17 protein-coding genes and 1 tRNA gene are annotated in these 17,942 nt (G+C 68.1%); 3 read left to right on the top strand and 15 right to left on the bottom strand.

Annotated elements, in window-relative coordinates:
* Positions 1-5 precede the first annotated feature (5 nt).
* Entirely contained in the window at positions 6-893 is an 888-nt protein-coding gene (locus tag MKD50_RS12745; protein WP_115706669.1) for a LysR family transcriptional regulator, read from the bottom strand.
* Positions 894-1,010: 117 nt separating this feature from the next.
* Between MKD50_RS12745 and MKD50_RS12740 the strand changes: the two genes are divergently transcribed.
* The 3 genes from MKD50_RS12740 to MKD50_RS12730 all read left to right on the top strand — a co-directional run bounded on the left by MKD50_RS12740 (position 1,011) and on the right by MKD50_RS12730 (position 3,976).
* Positions 1,011-2,012 (top strand): ornithine cyclodeaminase family protein, encoded by a 1,002-nt coding sequence (locus tag MKD50_RS12740; RefSeq protein ID WP_115706670.1) that lies wholly within the window; start codon positions 1,011-1,013, stop codon positions 2,010-2,012.
* Entirely contained in the window at positions 2,009-2,842 is an 834-nt protein-coding gene (locus MKD50_RS12735; RefSeq protein WP_240074264.1) for a phosphate/phosphite/phosphonate ABC transporter substrate-binding protein, read from the top strand. The genes MKD50_RS12740 and MKD50_RS12735 overlap by 4 nt, the downstream gene beginning before the upstream one ends.
* A 135-nt stretch (positions 2,843-2,977) precedes the next feature.
* Positions 2,978-3,976: a tripartite tricarboxylate transporter substrate binding protein gene (locus MKD50_RS12730; protein WP_252667272.1), complete on the top strand. Its 999-nt coding sequence runs from the start codon at positions 2,978-2,980 to the stop codon at positions 3,974-3,976.
* 73 nt (positions 3,977-4,049) lie between these two features.
* Here MKD50_RS12730 and MKD50_RS12725 read toward each other — a convergent pair whose 3' ends face one another.
* The 14 genes from MKD50_RS12725 to MKD50_RS12660 all read right to left on the bottom strand — a co-directional run bounded on the left by MKD50_RS12725 (position 4,050) and on the right by MKD50_RS12660 (position 17,848).
* Entirely contained in the window at positions 4,050-4,844 is a 795-nt protein-coding gene (locus MKD50_RS12725) for an ABC transporter ATP-binding protein (RefSeq protein ID WP_012352596.1), read from the bottom strand.
* A gap of 1 nt (position 4,845) precedes the next feature.
* Positions 4,846-5,742: an ABC transporter permease gene (locus MKD50_RS12720; protein WP_115706673.1), complete on the bottom strand. Its 897-nt coding sequence runs from the start codon at positions 5,740-5,742 to the stop codon at positions 4,846-4,848.
* 177 nt (positions 5,743-5,919) lie between these two features.
* The gene (locus MKD50_RS12715) at positions 5,920-6,897 is read right to left on the bottom strand and encodes an ABC transporter substrate-binding protein (RefSeq protein ID WP_062798240.1); all 978 of its coding nucleotides are present in this window, start codon (positions 6,895-6,897) and stop codon (positions 5,920-5,922) included.
* Positions 6,898-7,342: 445 nt separating this feature from the next.
* Positions 7,343-8,377, bottom strand: a complete 1,035-nt coding sequence (locus MKD50_RS12710) for a quinone-dependent dihydroorotate dehydrogenase (protein ID WP_252667271.1) — start codon at positions 8,375-8,377, stop codon at positions 7,343-7,345.
* Between the two features lie 108 nt (positions 8,378-8,485).
* Positions 8,486-9,301, bottom strand: a complete 816-nt coding sequence (locus MKD50_RS12705; protein WP_252667270.1) for an arginyltransferase — start codon at positions 9,299-9,301, stop codon at positions 8,486-8,488.
* 77 nt (positions 9,302-9,378) lie between these two features.
* Positions 9,379-10,131: a leucyl/phenylalanyl-tRNA--protein transferase gene (gene aat / locus MKD50_RS12700; RefSeq protein WP_252667269.1), complete on the bottom strand. Its 753-nt coding sequence runs from the start codon at positions 10,129-10,131 to the stop codon at positions 9,379-9,381.
* Between the two features lie 41 nt (positions 10,132-10,172).
* Positions 10,173-10,757 carry an NUDIX hydrolase gene (locus tag MKD50_RS12695; RefSeq protein WP_062798246.1) on the bottom strand — a complete coding sequence of 195 codons (585 nt, stop codon included), beginning with the start codon at positions 10,755-10,757 and terminating at the stop codon, positions 10,173-10,175.
* Between the two features lie 207 nt (positions 10,758-10,964).
* A tRNA-Met gene (locus MKD50_RS12690) sits at positions 10,965-11,040 on the bottom strand.
* 122 nt (positions 11,041-11,162) lie between these two features.
* On the bottom strand, positions 11,163-11,915 hold the full coding sequence (locus MKD50_RS12685) for an RES family NAD+ phosphorylase (protein ID WP_115706677.1): 753 nt from the start codon (positions 11,913-11,915) through the stop codon (positions 11,163-11,165).
* Positions 11,875-12,264 carry an MbcA/ParS/Xre antitoxin family protein gene (locus tag MKD50_RS12680; RefSeq protein ID WP_018004354.1) on the bottom strand — a complete coding sequence of 130 codons (390 nt, stop codon included), beginning with the start codon at positions 12,262-12,264 and terminating at the stop codon, positions 11,875-11,877. The genes MKD50_RS12685 and MKD50_RS12680 overlap by 41 nt, the downstream gene beginning before the upstream one ends.
* A gap of 113 nt (positions 12,265-12,377) precedes the next feature.
* Positions 12,378-13,622 (bottom strand): benzoyl-CoA 2,3-epoxidase subunit BoxA, encoded by a 1,245-nt coding sequence (boxA, locus tag MKD50_RS12675; RefSeq protein WP_252667268.1) that lies wholly within the window; start codon positions 13,620-13,622, stop codon positions 12,378-12,380.
* A gap of 13 nt (positions 13,623-13,635) precedes the next feature.
* Entirely contained in the window at positions 13,636-15,060 is a 1,425-nt protein-coding gene (boxB, locus tag MKD50_RS12670; protein ID WP_252667267.1) for a benzoyl-CoA 2,3-epoxidase subunit BoxB, read from the bottom strand.
* Between the two features lie 29 nt (positions 15,061-15,089).
* Complete coding sequence (gene boxC, locus MKD50_RS12665; protein WP_240074297.1) at positions 15,090-16,787, bottom strand: 2,3-epoxybenzoyl-CoA dihydrolase; 1,698 nt, start codon at positions 16,785-16,787, stop codon at positions 15,090-15,092.
* A gap of 113 nt (positions 16,788-16,900) precedes the next feature.
* Positions 16,901-17,848, bottom strand: coding sequence for a helix-turn-helix transcriptional regulator (locus MKD50_RS12660; RefSeq protein ID WP_240074303.1), 948 nt, complete (start codon positions 17,846-17,848; stop codon positions 16,901-16,903).
* Positions 17,849-17,942: the final 94 nt, after the last annotated feature.

Raw genomic sequence — 17,942 nt, 5'->3', positions numbered from 1 at the left:
GCGGCTCAACGCTTCATCATCCCCGTCAGCGTCTCAACGAACTCCAGCGAGAGCCGCGACAGCGGCTCGGTCTGCACATGGAAGATCTGCACCGAGGCATTGACCTTGGTGCGGATCGGCACGGCAACGATATTGGGCCAGTTCGCCCCGAATACCGTCATCGCATCGACCAGCGCGATGCCGGCGCCGGCCTGCGCCAGCGCGCGCGCCACGTGGGCCTGCTCCACCTGCACCCGCACGTCGGGCTGGTCGCCATCGTTGCCGAACATCTCGTGCACCAGCAGCGCGAACGGCACTTCCGGGCCATAGCCGATCAGGTCTTCGCCGATCAGGTCGGCGGGACGCACCCATTTGCGCGTGGCCAGCCGGTGTCCCACCGGCACCAGTGCCACGATCTCGTTCTTCACCAGCAGGCGCGCCTCGAGGTTGGGATGCACCAGCGGCATGTTCGACACCGCCAGGTCCACCTGCCCCGATAGCAGCGCGCGCAGCATGTTGCCGGGAATCTGCGTGCGCACCACCACGCGCACCGCCGGGTGCGCGGCCCGGAAGCTGGCGATCGCGCGCGGCAGCACGGTCTGTCCCAGGTTGGGGCTGCAGGTGATGCGCAGGCTGCCGGTGCGGTTGGCGGCGAGGTCCTCGGCGATCTCGTTGACGCGCTCGATCCCCTCATAGACCGCATTGACTTCGCCGAGCAGGCGCCTCGCTTCTGGCGTGGGATAGAGCCGGCCCTTGGTGCGCCGGAACAGCTCGAGGCCGAGCCGCTGCTCGGTGTGCGACATCAGCCGGCTGATGGCCGGTTGCGACACATAGAGCAGCTTCGACGCGCCGCTGATCGAGCCGGTCAGCATCACAGCACGGAACACCTCGATCTGGCGCAGGTTCATTTTCATGGCATTAACCTGATGTTAAGGCAGGCGGACATATAAGCATATGACAGTCAATGGCGCCAACCCTACACTGGATTCCATCGAGACACCACACACACTGATCTGGAGAGCGGGGACCGTATGGCTGATATTCATCTCACCTACCTCAACGGCCGGGACATCGAGCGGCTGGAAATGACCGATGCGGAGATCATCGACGCGGTCGATCAGGCACTGATCGCGCAGGGCAACGGCCAGACCGTGATCGAGCCGCGCGTGCACCTGATGCCGGACCCGGCCTTCAACGGACACTTCAACGTGCTGCGCGGCTACGTGGCGCCGCTGGAACTGGCCGGGGTCAAGGTGGTCGGCGATTTCGTCGACAACTACAAGCTCGGTCTGCCGTCGGAAATGGCCATGCTGAACCTGTTCGATCCACGCACCGGCATGCCGGTGGCGATGATCGACGCGACCTTTATCACCGATGCCCGCACCGGCGCGCTGACCGCGCTTGGAGCAAAGCATCTGGCGCGCCGCGACAGCAAGGTGCTGGGCCATATCGGCGCGCGGGGCACCTCGTACTGGAACGTGCGGCTGCTCGACAGCCTTTATGACTTCGACGAGATCCGCGTGCATTCGCGCCGCCCGGAAAGCCGCAATGCCTTTGCCGCGCGGCTGGAGCGCGATCTCGGCAAGAAGATCGTGGTGACCGAGGACTGGGAGTCGTGCGTGCGCGGCGCCGATATCGTGGTCGAGGCCTCGCGGCTGGAACGTCCGATGCCGATGCTCAAGACCGAATGGATCAAGCCCGGTGCGTTCGTCGTGCCCTACGGCACCATGAGCGCGGTCGAGTTGTCGCTGACCGACATCATGACGCGGATGGTGGTGGACGACTGGGGGCAGTGCAAGGGCGGCATGTTCGGCTCGCTGCGCGCGCATGTCGAAGCGGGCAAGCTGTCGGAACGGACGCTTTATGGCGAGCTCGGCGAGATCGCCGCCGGCCGCAAGCCGGGCCGCCAGAGCGACGACGAAACCAACCTGTTCTGGCACCGCGGCCTGTCGCTGAGCGATATCGCGCTGGGACACGCCATCCTGAAGAAAGCCGAGCAACGCGGGCTGGGCCACAAGCTGGTGTACGCATGATCGCCAATGCCCGCATGTACGCGGTGACGCCGCAAGCCGAAGCGGCATGGCGCGCGCTGCTGGCGCGCGTGTCCGAGCGCGCGGGCGTGGCGTTGCCGTATGTCGGGCATCCCGCGCCGGCGCCGGTCAGCGCGCTGTGGGCGCGGCCCGACTGCGGCTGCGTGTTCATGTGCGGCTATCCGTACGCGAGCGCGCCGGTTGCGCCGCAGTTGCTGGCCGCGCCGGTTCCGTCGCATGCGCGCTATGACGGAAGGCCGGTTTATTTCACGGAGTTCATCGTGCGCGCCGAGGCGCCGGTGCAGTCGCTGGCGCAGACCTTCGGCGGGCGGCTGGCATGCATGTTGCCTGAGTCCAACTCCGGCTATAACGCGCCGCGGCATTACCTGATGCGGCTGGCACCGGGGGGTACGCGGGCGCTGTACCGGCCCGCTGCGATGGCCACGCCGACTCCGAGCGAGGTCGTCGATGCCGTGCTTGCCGGCGATGCCGAGGTGGGGGTGATCGACAGCTATGTGATGGACCTGCTGCGCCGCTACGACCCCGGGCTTGCCGCGCAACTGAAGACGCTGGCGCTGACGCCGCCCGCACCGATTCCGGTGCTGGTTGCATCGGCGGGAGCCGATCCGCAGCAGTGTGTGCGCATGCGTGCAGCATTGCTGGGAATGCATGAGGATGCTGCCGGCAGCGCGCTGCTGGCCTCGCTGGAACTGGCGCGCTTCGTCGAGGTGCAGCCGGCCGACTATGCCTGCCTGCCCGCGATGGCGAATGAAGCGGATCGCGCATGCTTTGCGCTGACCGGCCCCGCCGCCGCAGAGCGGGGCACGGGATAGGCAACGCGTCGGACCGCACACGGTCATCGGCGATAACAAGACCGAGCCGGCGCGGTGGAGGAGCCATAGCCTGATTACGGCCACATTGGGGAAACCGTCATGAAATCCGCTGTAAATGCTGCTGTAAAGCCTTTAGTGAATCCTGACATCCGGCGCCTTGCCGTGCATTGCCTGTTCGCCTGTGCGGCAGCCTGCGCGACATGGCTCGGTGCGGAGTCGGCTCATGCCCAGCCGCCCACATATCCCGCCAGGCCGGTACGCCTGATCGTTCCGTTCGCCGCCGGCGGCCCCGCCGACGTGCTGGCGCGCGCCGTCGGGGAAGGCATGGCCAAGGCCACCGGCCAGAGCATGCTGGTCGAGAACAAGGCCGGCGCGGCCGGCACCATCGGCGTCGACATGGTGGCCAAGGCAGCGCCGGACGGCTACACCATCGCGCTGGTGCCGGTCGGCAATATCGCGGTGAATCCCACGCTGATGCCTAACCTGCCTTACAAGCCGTCCGACCTGGCGCCGGTGGCGATGCTCGCTACTGCCGAGAACGTGCTGGTGGTCAACGCGGCCACGCCGGTGAGGACGGTGGCAGAACTGCTCAAGCTGGCCGCGCAGAAGCCGGGCGAGCTGAGCTTTGCCTCGCCCGGCGCGGGCAGCCAGGCGCATCTCGCCGGCGAGCTGCTGCAGCTCGATGCCAACGTCAAGCTCAACCACGTGCCGTACAAGGGCGTGAGTCCAGCCATGACCGACGTGGTCGGCGGCCAGGTGACGATGATGTTCGCGCAGCTGTCGGCGGCGTTGCCTTACATCAAAGCCGGCAAACTGCGCGCCCTGGGCGTGGCCAGCGCCAGGCGTTCGACAGTGCTGCCCGAGGTGCCGACGATCGCCGAGCAGGGCTTCCCGAAGTTCGAGGCGGTGTCGTGGTATGCGTTGATGGTGCCGGCGGGCACGCCGCCCGAGGTGGTGCGCAAGCTAAGCCAGCATGCCGACGCGGTGCTGGCGGATGCGGCGCTGAAGGAAAAGCTGGCGACGCTGGGGATGGAGGCGGCGGGTGGCACGCCGCAGCAGCTGGCGGCGACCATCCAGAAGGAAAGTACGCGATGGGCGGGGGTGATCAAGCAGCGGCGAATCACGATCGATTAAATCGTTTGCACGCTACCGAGGCCTGAAAACAAAAACGGGGAGCCGAAGCTCCCCGTTTTTCTTGCCAGCGCTATCACCCCAGCAACAACGCATCATCATCCAGCTGCTCATGCCGCGTCTGCTCGAACATCTTCAGCAGGTCCGGCACGTCCAGCCCCTTGCGCTTGTCGCCCGAGACGTCCAGCACCACTTGCCCCTGGTGCAGCATCACCGTGCGCTGGCCGTAGTCGAGCGCCTGGCGCATGCTGTGCGTCACCATCATCGTCGTCAGCTTGCTTTCCTCCACGATGCGCGCGGTCAGTTCCAGCACGAACGCGGCGGTCTTGGGGTCGAGCGCGGCGGTGTGCTCGTCCAGCAGCAGGATGCGCGACGGCTGCAGCGACGCCATCAGCAGGCTCACCGCCTGGCGCTGGCCGCCGGAGAGCAGGCCAATGCGGTCGGTCAGGCGGTTTTCCAGGCCCAGGTTGAGCAGGCGCAGCTTCTCGCGGAACAGCTCGCGCGAGGCGCGGTTCAGCGCGGGGCGGAAGCCGCGGCGGCTGCCGCGTGCCATCGCCAGGGCCATGTTCTCCTCGATCGTCAGCGCTTCGCAGGTGCCGGCCATGGGGTCCTGGAACACGCGTGCCACCAGGTGGGCGCGGTCCCAGGCGGGCTTGCGCGTGACGTCGGTGTCATCGATGGTAATGCGGCCCGAGTCGACCATCTGGTCGCCGCTGATCGCATTCAGGAAGGTCGACTTGCCGGCGCCGTTGGAGCCGATCACGGCCACGAACTGGCCGCTCGGGATTTCCAGGCTTAGGCCGCGCAGTGCGCGGGTCTCGATCGGGGTGCCCGGGTTGAAGGTGAGCTTCAGGTCTTGTGCGCGCAGCATCTCAGGCACCTCCGTTCTTGCGGGCAAACAGCTTCTTGCGCGTCGCCGGCAGCACCAGCGCGATCGTCACCAGCGCGGCGGTGACCAGGTTCAGATCCTGCGCCTTGAGGCCGATGAAGTCGCTGTTCAGCGCCAGCGCGATGAAGAAGCGGTACAGGATGGCGCCCAGCACCACCGCCAGCGTGGTCCAGATCAGCCGGCGTGCCGGCAGGATGGTCTCGCCGATGATCACCGCGGCCAGCCCGATCACGATGGTGCCGATGCCCATCGAGATATCCGAGCCGCCCTGCGTTTGCGCGAACAGCGCGCCGGCCAGCGCCACCAGCGCATTGGACAGCGCCATGCCGGCCAGCGTGGCACGGCCGGTGGCGATGCCCTGCGCGCGTGCCATGCGCGGGTTGGCGCCGGTGGCGCGCATCGCCAGGCCCAGCTGCGAGCTGAAGAACCAGTCCAGGCCGACCTTGGCGACTACCACCACCACGAACAGCACCAGCGGGCGCAGCACGTAGTCGGGCAGCCATTCGGGCTGCAGCACGGTAAACAGCGTGGGTTCGGTGATCAGCGGCACGTTGGGGCGGCCCATGATGCGCAGGTTGATCGAGTACAGCGCGATCATCATCAGGATACTGGCGAGCAGGTCCATGATCTTGAGGCGCACGTTGAGCCAGCCGGTGATCCAGCCGGCCAGCGCGCCGGCGGCGATGGCCACCACGGTCGCCAGGAACGGGTCCTGGCCCGCGGCGATCAGCGTCGCGGCCACGGCGCCGCCCAGCGGGAAGCTGCCGTCAACGGTCAGGTCGGGAAAGTTGAGGATGCGGAAGGAAATCAGCACCCCGAGCGCCACCAGGCTGAAGATCAGGCCGATCTCCAGGGCGCCCAGAAGGGAAAAGAGGGACATGGGGGAAATCCTGTTGCGGGGTCCGGCGTCTGCCTGGCGCCGGTTTCGGGGCGTTGCGCCGGCACGCCCGGGTGGGGCCGCCGGCCGCCTCGCCCTGTTCTGTTCCGGCCGGGCCGGGTAGGCCGGGCCAGCGCATCCGCCGCCTCGCGGCGGCGGCATGGCAGGGCGTGGCTGTGCTTACTTGATGACGGTCTTTGCTTCCTTGACCAGCTCCGGCGACAGCGTCACGCCTTGCTTGGCGGCCGCGCCGGTGTTGACGAACAGTTCCAGGTTGTCGCTGGTCTGCGAGGCGATCGTGCCCGGCTTCTCGCCCTTCAGGATGCGCACCACCACCTTGCCGGTCTGGTGGCCCAGGTCGCCGTAGTTGACGCCCAGTGCCGCCACGGCGCCGCGCTTGACGCTGTCGGTATCGGCCGCGACCAGCGGGATCTTCGATTCGTTGGCCACCTTGACCAGGGCCTCGTACGCCGACACCACGTTGTTGTCGGTGTTGGTGTAGATCACGTCGACCTTGCCGATCAGGCTCTTGGCGGCCGGGCCGATGTCGACGGTGCGCGGTGCGGCGGCTTCCTTGAGCGTCAGGCCTTCCTTGGCCAGCAGCGCGCTCAGTTCCTTGACCACCACCACCGAGTTGGCTTCACCCGGGTTGTAGACCATGCCCACGGTCTTGGCCTTGGGCACCACGCGCTTGATCAGGGCTACCTGCTTGTCCAGCGGCAGCTTGTCCGACACGCCGGTGACGTTGGTGCCCGACGCCGACCAGCTCTTGACCAACTGCGCCGCGACCGGATCGGTCACGCCCGAGTACACCACCGGCACCGTCTTGGTGGCGGCCACCACGGCCTGCGCCGACGGCGTGGCGATGGCGACGATGGCGTTGGGGTTGTCGCCGACGAACTTGCGCGCGATCTGCGCGGCGGTGCCGGTGTTGCCCTGGGCGCTCTGGTATTCCCACTTCAGGCTCTTGTCGGCGTCATAGCCGGCCGCCTTCAGTTCTGCACGCACGCCGTCGCGGATGGCGTCCAGCGCGGGATGGTCGACGATCGACAGCACCTTGACGGTCTGGGCCTGCACGGCGCCGCCGTACAGCAGTGCCAGCGCCACGGCGCCGCCCAGGATGGTTTTGGATGCTGCGAGACCCTTGGTGGACTTCATTATGTGTGCTCCCCCGAAACTCGGTTCTGGATTGGATACGGCCGCGGATGGTTCGGTCCGCCGTCCTGGCCCGCGCGCCGGCTGGCGCACGGTGCCGGTCCGGGCGGGCGCGGCGGCTTCCTGCGGCAGGAGGGAGCGTGCGCGGACGCGGCGGATGCGACAGCGATAAGCCTGCGAGGATACCACTTCCCGCGCACGAAATGGACAGTCATCATGCGGAAGTGGGGCATCCGATGCTGTCAGACGCCCGCTATCCGCCATCGAGGCGCATTTAATTGCGCGGGAACCGGGATTTGCTTGTGGATTACCCTGATTGCGGTGGCCGCATCTTCATGCAATTGCGCGCTGCCAGGGCGTCGAGGTTTTCCTCGATCCGGGCGCTGCATGTGGCGCATCGGCCGGATGCGATCGGGGGCCTTTGCCGGCCCCGCCGGCCCCTCCGGGCTCAGCCGCGCAGCGCCGCGGCGCACTCGCGCACCAGCGCCGGGCCGCGATAGATCAGGCCGCTGTAGACCTGCACCAGTTGGGCGCCGGCGTCGGTCTTGGCGCGCGCATCGGCGCCGCCGAAGATGCCGCCCACGCCGATGATCGGCACCGCGTCGCCGACCACGCCGTGCAGCGCGCGTACCACGCGGGTCGAGGCTTCGAACACCGGGCGCCCGGACAGGCCGCCGGCTTCGTCGGCATGCGGCAGTCCCTTGACCGCGTCGCGCGAGATGGTGGTGTTGGTGGCGATCACGCCATCGATCTGGTGGCGCACCAGCGCGTCGCCGATATTGCCGATCTGGTCGGCGTCGAGATCCGGCGCGATCTTCAGCGCCAGCGGCACATAGCGCTTGTGCCGGTCGGCCAGGCGCTGCTGCGCCTCCTTCAGCGACGACAACAGGCTGTCGAGTTCGCTCGCGCCCTGCAGCTGGCGCAGGTTCTTGGTGTTGGGCGAGGAGATATTGACCGTCACATAGCTGGCGTGCGGATAGACACGCTCCAGGCAGTACAGGTAGTCGTCGTTGGCGCGCTCGATCGGGGTATCGGCGTTCTTGCCGATATTCAGCCCCAGCACGCCGCCCTCGGCCTTCCAGCGCGACGCCTGCACGTTGGCGACGAAGGCATCGACGCCGCCGTTGTTGAAGCCCATGCGGTTGATCAGCGCATCGGCCTGCGGCAGCCGGAACATGCGCGGACGCGGGTTGCCCGGCTGCGCGCGCGGCGTGACCGTGCCCACCTCGATAAAGCCGAAGCCGAGCGCGGCGAGGCCGTCGATATAGGCGCCGTCCTTGTCCAGGCCCGCGGCCAGGCCGACCGGGTTGGGAAAGCGCACTCCCATGACCGTGCGCGGATCGTCGGCGATGCGGTTGCCGATGCAGCCGCCCAGACCCATGCGGTGCGCGCGCAGCAGGTTGTTCAGCGTGAAATGGTGGGCGTCCTCGGCATCCATCGAGAACAGGGCGGGGCGAAACAGGGGGTAGAGCGCGTTGAGCACGTGGGCAGGCGGCCGGCGGGGCGGCGCGGAAGTCGGGACCAGGGCGGCATTGTAGCGGCTGGTCCGCCCGCGAGGGCAGCCGCGGCGGCGGCCCCGCGGCCTGGCGGGCTAAGGCTGCGTCGCGGGCGGCACCGGCGCCACGGCTTTCTCGGCCTCGGCGGCCTCGGCGGCCTCGGCGGCGACGTCCTCGAATGCATGCCAGTGGTTGCCGGTCAGCACCTGCAGCGGCCGGAAGCGCGCCTTGTACGCCATCTTGCGGCTGTCGGCGATCCAGTAGCCCAGGTACAGATGCGGCAACCCGAGCGCATGAGTCTGGTGGATCTGCCAGAGGATGTTGTAGGTGCCGTAGCTGGCGTTGCGCTCGAGCGGATCGTAGAAGGTGTAGACCGACGACAGCCCGTCGTCGAGCACGTCGATCATGCTGACCATGCGCAGCCGCCCGGCCTCGGGCGAGCCGGGCGGATCGCGGAATTCGACCAGGCGCGAGTTGACGCGGCTCTGCAGCAGGAACTGCTCGTACTGGTCGCGGCTGTCCTGGTCCATGCCGCCGCCGGCGTGGCGCATCGACTGGTACAGCAGATACAGCGAATAGTGCTCTTCGACGTAGGTCAGCGGCGCCACCAACGCCTGCAGGTGCTGGTGGCGGTTCCACGCGCGGCGCTGCGAGCGGTCCGGTGTGAACTGGTCGACCAGCACGCGGCAAGGCGTGCAGGCCTGGCAATCGTCGCAATACGGCCGGTAGGTAAAGATGCCGCTGCGGCGGAAGCCCGCGCGCACCAGCCGGGAATAGACGTCGGCATTGATCAGGTGCGCCGGCGTGGCCACCTGGGAGCGCGCCATGCGCCCGTCGAGATAGCTGCAAGCGTAGGGCGCCGTGGCATAGAACTGCAGCGCGGACAGCGGTAGTTCCTTCAGCTTGCTCATGACTCAGGGGGCTCCGGGCGGGACGGCGCGGTTTGCACGGTGGTCCGCAGCGTAAGCGTCGGCACCCGTGCCGGGATTCAGCCTGCCGGCGCGGCGGGTGTCCCGGCCCAGCGCTCCAGCACCGATTTGTCGAACCGCCACGGACTGATCGCCGGCCGTGCCGTTGCCGCGCGCACATGGGCCACGAATTCGGCGCGGGGGATGGGGCGCGCACCCAGCGAGGCCAGGTGGTCGGTTTCCTGCTGGCAGTCTATCATCGCCACGCCGTGGTTGCCGAGGAACGCGCACAGCGCCGCCAGCGCGATCTTGGATGCGTCGGTGCGGTGCGCAAACATGGATTCGCCAAAGAACATCCGTCCCAGCGCCACGCCATACAGGCCGCCGACGCGCTCGCCGCGGTACCAGCTCTCGACCGAGTGGGCCAGGCCGTTGCGGTGCAGGGTGCCGTACGCGGCAATGATGGCGTCGGTGATCCAGGTGCCTTCCTGGCCCTCGCGCGGCGTGGTCGCGCAGGCGCGCATCACGGCCAGGAAATCGTGGTCGACGCGGATTTCCCAGTCGGCATCGCGCAGCACGCGCCGCAGCGTCTTGCGCAGGTTGGCCGAGACACGCAATGCCGGCGGCGCCAGCACCATGCGCGGATCGGTGCTCCACCACAGCACCGGCTGGCCGCTCGAATACCACGGGAAGATGCCCTGGCGATACGCCAGCAGCAGCCGCTGCGGCGACAGCTCGCGGCTGGCGGCCAACAGGCCGGGGGCCTCGGAATCGGCCCCGAGCGCGTGCTCGACCGGGGGAAACGGATCTTGCGGGTCCAGCCAGGCAATCATGCGGGCTGCGCCGGTGGGCGGTGCGCGGCGGGGCCCGCCGCTCAGGGGGTGACCGTGGCCCGGCTGGTCAGCGGGCGCATGGGCTTGTCGATGTCCAGGCTGTGCAGCCGGAAGCTGCCATCCTGCAACCGGCCGGCGGCGCGGTCGGCGAAGAAGCAGCGCAGGGTATGGATCACGGTGGGGAAGGCCAGTTCATCCCAGGGCACATCGGCCTCCGCCACCAGCTTCACTTCCAGGCTTTCTTCGCCGGGCGCGATGTCGAGGTCGTCGAGCGTGGCGAGGTAGAACAGGTGCACCTGGTGCACATGCGGCACGTTCAGGATCGAGAACAGCTCGCCCACCTGCACGCGCGCGCCAGCTTCTTCCAGGGTTTCGCGCGAGGCCGCCTGGGCGGTGGTCTCGCCGATCTCCATGAAGCCCGCAGGCAGGGTCCAGAAGCCGTAGCGGGGCTCGATCGCGCGCTTGCACAGCAGGATCTTGTCTTCCCAGACCGGGATGGTGCCGACCACGTTGCGGGGATTGACGTAGTGGATGGTGCCGCAGTTGTCGCAAACACTGCGCGGGCGGTTGTCGCCGTCAGGCACGCGCAACACGACCGCATGACCACAGTTCGAGCAGAATTTCATGAGGGGCGTCCGGGAGAATGGCGAAAGTGTATCACCCCCGCCGAGGGCACCGGCGGGCCGTAGGAGCGGTGGTGCACCATGGGGGCGGCATGCCGCAGCGGCACTGCCGCGCCGCCGGCTGGCGGCATAAAACAAAAAACCCGCCGGGGGCGGGTTTGTCTGCGCGGTTTGTCCGCTGACGGCGTCACAGATAAGCATCTGTGCGGTTGGTTGCGGGGGCAGGACTTGAACCTGCGACCTTCGGGTTATGAGCCCGACGAGCTGCCAACTGCTCCACCCCGCGTCCGTCGAAGAAAAGATTATATGGCATCTGGTTGCGCAATGCAACACCTGTTTAACAAAACCTGTGGGCGATGCGCATTGCCGCGTGCCATAACGATTAGATCGCCGCGGCGGGGCAGAGGTTCAGCGCGCCTCGGGGGTATCGCTTGTGCGCTGCCACAGCGCGGCCTCGAACTCGAAGCTGTCGCGCTGTTGCAGGTCGTCGCGTTGCCAGATCACGCGGTCGCGGCGCACGGTCAGCATCCACGTGGTGGTGGCCAGTGGCGCCGGGTGCGAGAACGCGCGCGGCGTCAGCACCGCCCCGCAGGGGCCGTGCTGCGGATCGCGCACCGACGTATAGCGGATCATGCCGAGGCCGGCTTCGCGCGCGATGCGGCCGAACGCCTGGCAAGGCTCGTGATGATCCGGATCGGTCCAGGCGGCGCGGTCCCGGTCGAACGGCGGCTGGTCCAGCGCCACGCCGGAGGTCTCCACGCGCACTTCGAACAGCGTCTGCGCGCGCGCGTCGATGCGGGGCAGCGCCGGGCTGTCATTGAGAAAGCGCCAGCGCCAGTAGCCGAGCTCGGCACAGGCGGTGCGGATCTCGTTGGCGCCATAGAACACGCCCGGGTCCTGGCTGGCGCGGAAGCGCGAGCCCCAGGGCGAGGGCGGATAGCGGAACGGGGTGAACAGAAGATAGTGCAGATGGCGTGCCTCGACCGGCACCACGGGCTTGCCGGCGTCCAGCACGGCTTCGAGTACTGCCTGTTCCTCCAGGCTGTCGACCAGCGGCATGGTCGAGACCACATGCTGGGCTTCCACTGCCCGCCACAGCGTGAGCGCGAACTGCCGGCGCTCAGATGCGACCGCGGGTGGCGTCCAGGTAGTGAACGACACGGACCAGACCTTCGGTGGTGCGGATCAGCTCGAGCGGCTTGCCGCCCAGCGCGAGGTTGTCGTGAGTGAGCCATAGCCGGGCCTGGTCGCCGTGGCCCAGGATGGCGTCGAGCGAGCGGAACAGGCGCACGAACAAAACGCCGAACTCCCACTCCTTGCGGTGCGCGTCGAGCACATAGCCGCCCGACGCCATGCGCGAGACCGAGGCCGTGCTGATGCCCAGTACGCTCGCTACCATGGCCTGGCTGATGCCCAGGAAGCCGGCGGCGCGCATGACCGCCTTGGTCAGCGTGGTGCCGGGGTCGGGGCCGCCGGCAGGATCGGTTTCCGGAATCCGCCTCGATTGCATCGCCTGTGCTCCTGTTTCTTCAGCAAGATTATAGGCGATGAATTTCAGAAGGGAAGTGGCTGCTCGAGATTCCAGCCTATGTCGCGGCGCACGCCGGTTGCGCGGGGACGCGCCTAATAGGTTTCGATATGCAGCCGTCCTTCGGCCTTCATGGTGGTTTCCAGCGCCTTCCAGTTAAGACCGGCGCCGGCGCAGACCGTTTCAAATGCGGCCAGCACGCCTTCCTCCATGCCCTTCAGGCCGCAGATATAGACATGGCCGTTGGCGTCGCACAGCAGCGCGGCGACGCTGTCCGCGGCCCCGCGGATCGCGTCCTGGACATAGCGGCGCGGCGTGGCCGGGTCGCGCGAGAAGGCGAAGTGGATGTCGAGGAAGTCCTTGGGCAGTTTCAGCAGCGGGCCGAAGTAGGGCAGCTCGGCGGCATTGCGCGCGCCGAAGAACAGCAGCCGGCGCCCGCTGAATTGCGCCAGATTGCGGCGCATGCGCTCGGTCATGGCGCGCATCGGTGCTGAGCCGGTGCCGGTGCAGATCATCATCACGCTGGCCTCGGCGTGATTGGGCATCAGGAAGGTCGAGCCGAACGGGCCCACCACCTGCACTGTGTCGCCCTTGGCCAGGTCGCACAGGTAGTTCGACGCCACGCCACGCACCGGCTTGCCGTCGTGGTCCTGCTCGACCCGCTTGACCGTCAGCGCGAGGTTGTTATAGCCCGGGCGCTCGCCGTCGCGCGGGCTGGCGACCGAATACATGCGGATGTAATGCGGCTTGCCCGCGTCATCGGTGCCCGGCGGGACGATGCCGATCGACTGGCCCTCCAGGATCGGGAAGAAGTGGGTGCCGAGATCCAGCACGATATGGTGGATATCGCTGGAGGCGTCCGCGGCGGTGAGCCGGTAGTTGCCGGCCACGGTTGCAGTCACCGGCGCGCGCACGCCGTGCAGGTTCACATAGGGATGCGCGGCCGACCACGGCGCGCGCGGCGAGGTATGGCGGCTGGTCTCGACCGCCTGGATCGCGCCGGCGTCGGCCGTGGTGGTGCCGCTGCCGGCGGCGGCCGGCGCGGCCTGGTCCGTGCTGTCCAGCTCCGGCAACGGCAGCTCGGCCGGCAGCTCGTCCCACAGCAGCTGCGCCTCGATCGAATAGACCTGGCCGCGCAGCATGGTGCGCCAGTTGTCGATGGCGCCGGTCGGGCACGGCGACAGGCAGGCGTTGCAGCCGTTGCACACGTCGGCCCGGACCACGTAGTTGCGGTCGTCATGGGTGATGGCATCGATCGGGCAGGTGTCTTCGCAGGTGTTGCAGCGAATACAGATTTCCGGATCGATCAGGTGCTGCTTGATGAGGTCGGGGGCGCCCATGGCGGTTCGGGTTTCAGTTGAAGCGCACGTATTCGAAATCCATCGGCTGGCGGTTGATGCCTACCGCCGGCGGGGCGATCCAGTTCGCGTACTTGCCGGGCTCGGTGACGCGGCCCATCAGCGAGGCGACGAAGGCGCGGTCTTCGTCGGTCGCCAGCCAGTCGCGTTCGTGAGCTTTCCATTCGGCTGCCGATATCAGCCTGCCGTCGGGCGAGACATGGACGTTGGCGAGGGTGCCGATCTTGCGGTTGAAGGCCTTGTGCGGCACCGTCAGGCGGAACGGGATACCGGCCTTCTCGATGACCTTGTTCCAGCGCGCCACGCCGCCCATGCTGTCCTTGATGTAGTCGTCGCGCAGCACTTCGTTGAGCGCGTTGAGCATCGGAACCTCGCGCTCGCCCAGGCGGCCGTCGCGCACTTCCGGCACGCGGTAGACATCGTTCTTGAGCACATGGTCGTCGGCGCGCTTGCCTTCCTCGAAGCGTCCCTTCAGGCCCGCGCTGTAGAAGGTGGCGGCGTTCGACGACTGGTCGGCGCCGAACAGGTCGATGGTGACGCTGTAGTGGAAGTTCAGGTAGCGCTGGATGGTCGGCAGGTCGATCACGCCGGCGGCGCGCACCTCGGCCGGGTCTTCGATGCCGCGCTCGCGCATGACCTCGCAGGTGCGCTGGATCACACGCGATACGCCCGATTCGCCGACGAACATGTGGTGCGCTTCCTCGGTCAGCATAAAGCGCGTGGTGCGCGCCAGCGGATCGAAGCCGGACTCGGCCAGCGCGCACAGCTGGAACTTGCCGTCGCGGTCGGTGAAGTAGGTGAACATGAAGAACGACAGCCAGTCCGGCGTGCGTTCGTTGAAGGCGCCGAGGATGCGCGGGTTGTCCTGGTCGCCCGAGCGGCGCTCCAGCAGCGCCTCGGCTTCCTCGCGGCCGTCGCGGCCGAAATAGCGGTGCAGCAGGTACACCATCGCCCACAGGTGGCGGCCTTCTTCGACGTTGACCTGGAACAGGTTGCGCAGATCGTACAGGCTTGGCGCGGTCAGGCCGAGGTGGCGCTGCTGCTCGACCGAGGCGGGCTCGGTGTCGCCCTGGGTCACGATGATGCGGCGCAGGTTGGCGCGGTGCTCGCCCGGCACCTCTTGCCACGCGGCTTCGCCCTTGTGCTCGCCGAAGTGGATGCGGCGCTCGGGATCGGCCGGCTGCAGGAAGATGCCCCAGCGGTAGTCGGGCATGCGGACGTGGTCGAAATGCGCCCAGCCGGATGGATCGACCGACACCGCGGTGCGCAGGTACACCTCGAAGCCGTGCGAGCCATCGGGCCCCATGTCGCGCCACCAGTCGAGGAAGGCTGGCTGCCAGTGTTCCAGCGCGCGCTGCAGCGCGCGGTCGTCGGACAGGTTGACGTTGTTGGGGATCTTCTGGCTGTAGTCGATGCTCACGTCTTGGTCTCCTGTGTCTTGCGGGCGCGCTAGACGCGGTCCCAGTCGAAGCGGGCCTTGTTGCCGCTGCCGAAGACCTTCAGCGCGCCGTTCTCGCCGACGGCGTTGGGACGCTGGAAGATCCAGTTCTGCCAGGCGGTGAGCCGGCCGAAGATGCGGGTCTCCATGGTCTCGGCGCCGCCGAAGCGCAGGTTGGCTTCCATCCCGGTGAGCGCATCCGGCGACAAGCTGGCGCGTTCCTCCAGCGCGATGCGGATCTCGTCTTCCCAGTCGATATCGTCCGGCGCCGCGGTGATCAGGCCGAGCGAATCGGCGCTGAGCGCATCCAGCGGCGCGCCGATATGGTCGCGCACCGGGCCCAGCGCGGCCTCGTCGCCGTAGAAGCGCGCGGCCAGCCGGGTCTGGCCGTTGGGCATGGGGTAGTGGCCGAAGTTGAGCGGCGAGACGAACACGCGCGGCGCGTCGTCGGGGGCGTCGGGCAGGTGCAGCATGTAGCTGCGGTCGGCGGCCAGTGCCAGTTCCAGCAGCGTGCCGGCAAAGCAGGAATCGGGCTCGATCAGCGCGATCAGGCTGCGCGACGACACGTCAAGGCGCGCCAGCGTGCGGCGCAGCATGCCCAGCGTCTCGCGCACGAACCAGTGGCCGGCGTGCGCTTGCAACAGGGCATCGGCCGCCATCACCGCGGCCGGGTCGCCATCAGTCTTCAGCACCCAGATGCCGATGTCGAGATGGTTGGTGCGCAGCGTCAGGATGGCGTCGTCGAGTTCGCGCGCCATCTTCAGCGGCCACCATTGCGCGCCCGCCGCGACCACGCCGGCCAGGTCGGCGGGCTGGTGCTTGTCGGGACCGAACACGGTCAGCGTGGCCTTGCGCGCGTTGGCATCGACATGCACGCGTACGGTCTCGTAGCGATAGCCGTCCGGCTCCACGGCGCGCGATAGCGGCGTCAGGGTGATGCCGTGGTGGCCTTGCGGACGGTCGCTGGTGGCGGCCAGCGCCGTGGCGCGCTCGGCCACGTACTCGGCGAAGCGCGCCGGCTTGACCACTTCGTCGACCAGCTTCCAGTCCCTGGCGCGCTGGCCGCGCACGCCTTCAGTGGTGGTGCAGAAGATGTCGGCGTGGTCGCGGCGCACATGGCGCTTGTCGGTTACGCGGGTGAGGCCGCCGGTGCCGGGCAGCACCCCCAGCAGCGGCACCTCGGGCAGGCTCACCGCGGACGAGCGGTCGTCGACCAGCACGATCTCGTCGCACGCCAGTGCCAGCTCGTAGCCGCCGCCGGCGGTGGTGCCGTTGCAGGCGGCGATGAACTTCAGTCCCGAGTGCCGGCTGGCGTCCTCGATGGCATTGCGGGTCTCGTTGGTGAACTTGCAGAAGTTGACCTTCCACGCATGCGATGACTGCCCCAGCATGAAGATATTGGCGCCCGAGCAGAAGATGCGCTCGCGCGCGCTGGTGAGCACCACCGCGCGCACCTCGGGGTGCTCGAAGCGGATGCGCTGCAGGGCGTCATGCAGTTCGATGTCGACGCCGAGATCGTAGGAATTGAGCTTGAGCGCATAGCCCGGACGCAGGCCGCCTTCCTCATCGACATCCAGCGCCAGCGTGGCGATTGGACCATTGAAGCTCAGCTTCCAGTGGCGGTACTGGTCGGGATGGCGCTCGAACGTGACCGGCGCGGGCGCGTCTGCCTGGCCGGGGTGATGCGGGGCGATTGCCGGCGTGGACATGGCTGTCTCCTGAGTGCACTATCGTGCCTTGCGGCTTTTGATGAAATATAGTGCATGGAGACGGGCGGTGCAACGTCTTTGTCGCGCGTTCCGGCGCGCTCGCCGGGGCAGGCTCAGGCGCCCGCGGCCTGCAACTGGGCGCGCAGTTGCTGCAGCGAGGTCGCGGCGTCCTGGCCGCTGGTGTCGATCGACAGGTCGGCCCGGTCATACAGCGGCGCGCGCGCTTCAAGGATGCGACGCAGGTCGGCCATGGCCTCGCGGTTGCCTTCCATCGGCCGCATATCGCCCTGGGCCACCACGCGCGCCATGTGTTCTTCGGGCGTGGTGCGCACCCAGATGGTGTAGCACTGCGCCAGCAGCAGGTTGAAGGTGGCCGGTTCCGACACCAGGCTGCCGGGCGTGGCCAGCACCATGCGGTCGTGTTCGCGCAGGGTCCGCTCCAGCGCGCGCATTTCGTAGCGGCGATAGGCGGCCTGCCCGTACAGCGAGTGAATCTCGGACAGGCTGGCGCCGGCTTCCTGCTCGATCACGGCGTTCAGTTCGACGAAGGGCACGTCGCGCACCGCGGCGAGCGCGCGCCCCAGCGTCGACTTGCCGGCGCCGCGCAGGCCGATCAGCGCGATGCGGCGGTGGCGCGCATCGCCGGACTGCTCCGGCGCCAGCGCATGGCGGCAGGCTTCGCGCACGCGCGCGAGGTCGCCGGCGGGCAGTTGCGCCAGCCACTGCACCATCTGCGCGAACTCGGACGCCTGCTGGCCGTTGAGGGTGTCCACCTCGGCCAGCACCACCGGCAGCGGCACATCGAGCGCGCGCGCCACCTGCCGCAGCAGCAGCACCGAGGCATTGCCGGTGCCGGTTTCGAGGTTGGCCAGATAGCGTTCGGACACGGCCGCGCCGCGCGCCAGGTCCTTGCGCGACATGCCGCGCGAGGCGCGCAGCGAACGGATGCGCTCGCCCAGCCGGGTCAGGTAGGGGTCGCGTTCGGCGTTGGCGGCGGGCGCGGCAGGGATGTCGGCCTCGGCGGCGCTGGCGGCGGGCAGCGGTGCGGAATCGCGGCGCATGGTGTCGGTCGGGGTTGGTGCGGCCAAAGGAAGGCACGGGCAAAAGCAGGGGCGCATTATACGTTCAGCGGGGTTGCGCCAAGTGGTGCCGCAG

It is taken from the genome of Cupriavidus mimosae (genome assembly GCF_023952485.1).
GTDB classification, from domain to species: domain Bacteria; phylum Pseudomonadota; class Gammaproteobacteria; order Burkholderiales; family Burkholderiaceae; genus Cupriavidus; species Cupriavidus taiwanensis_C.
The sequence above is the reverse complement of the archived record's forward strand: the minus strand, read 5'-3'. Positions and strand labels throughout refer to the sequence as shown.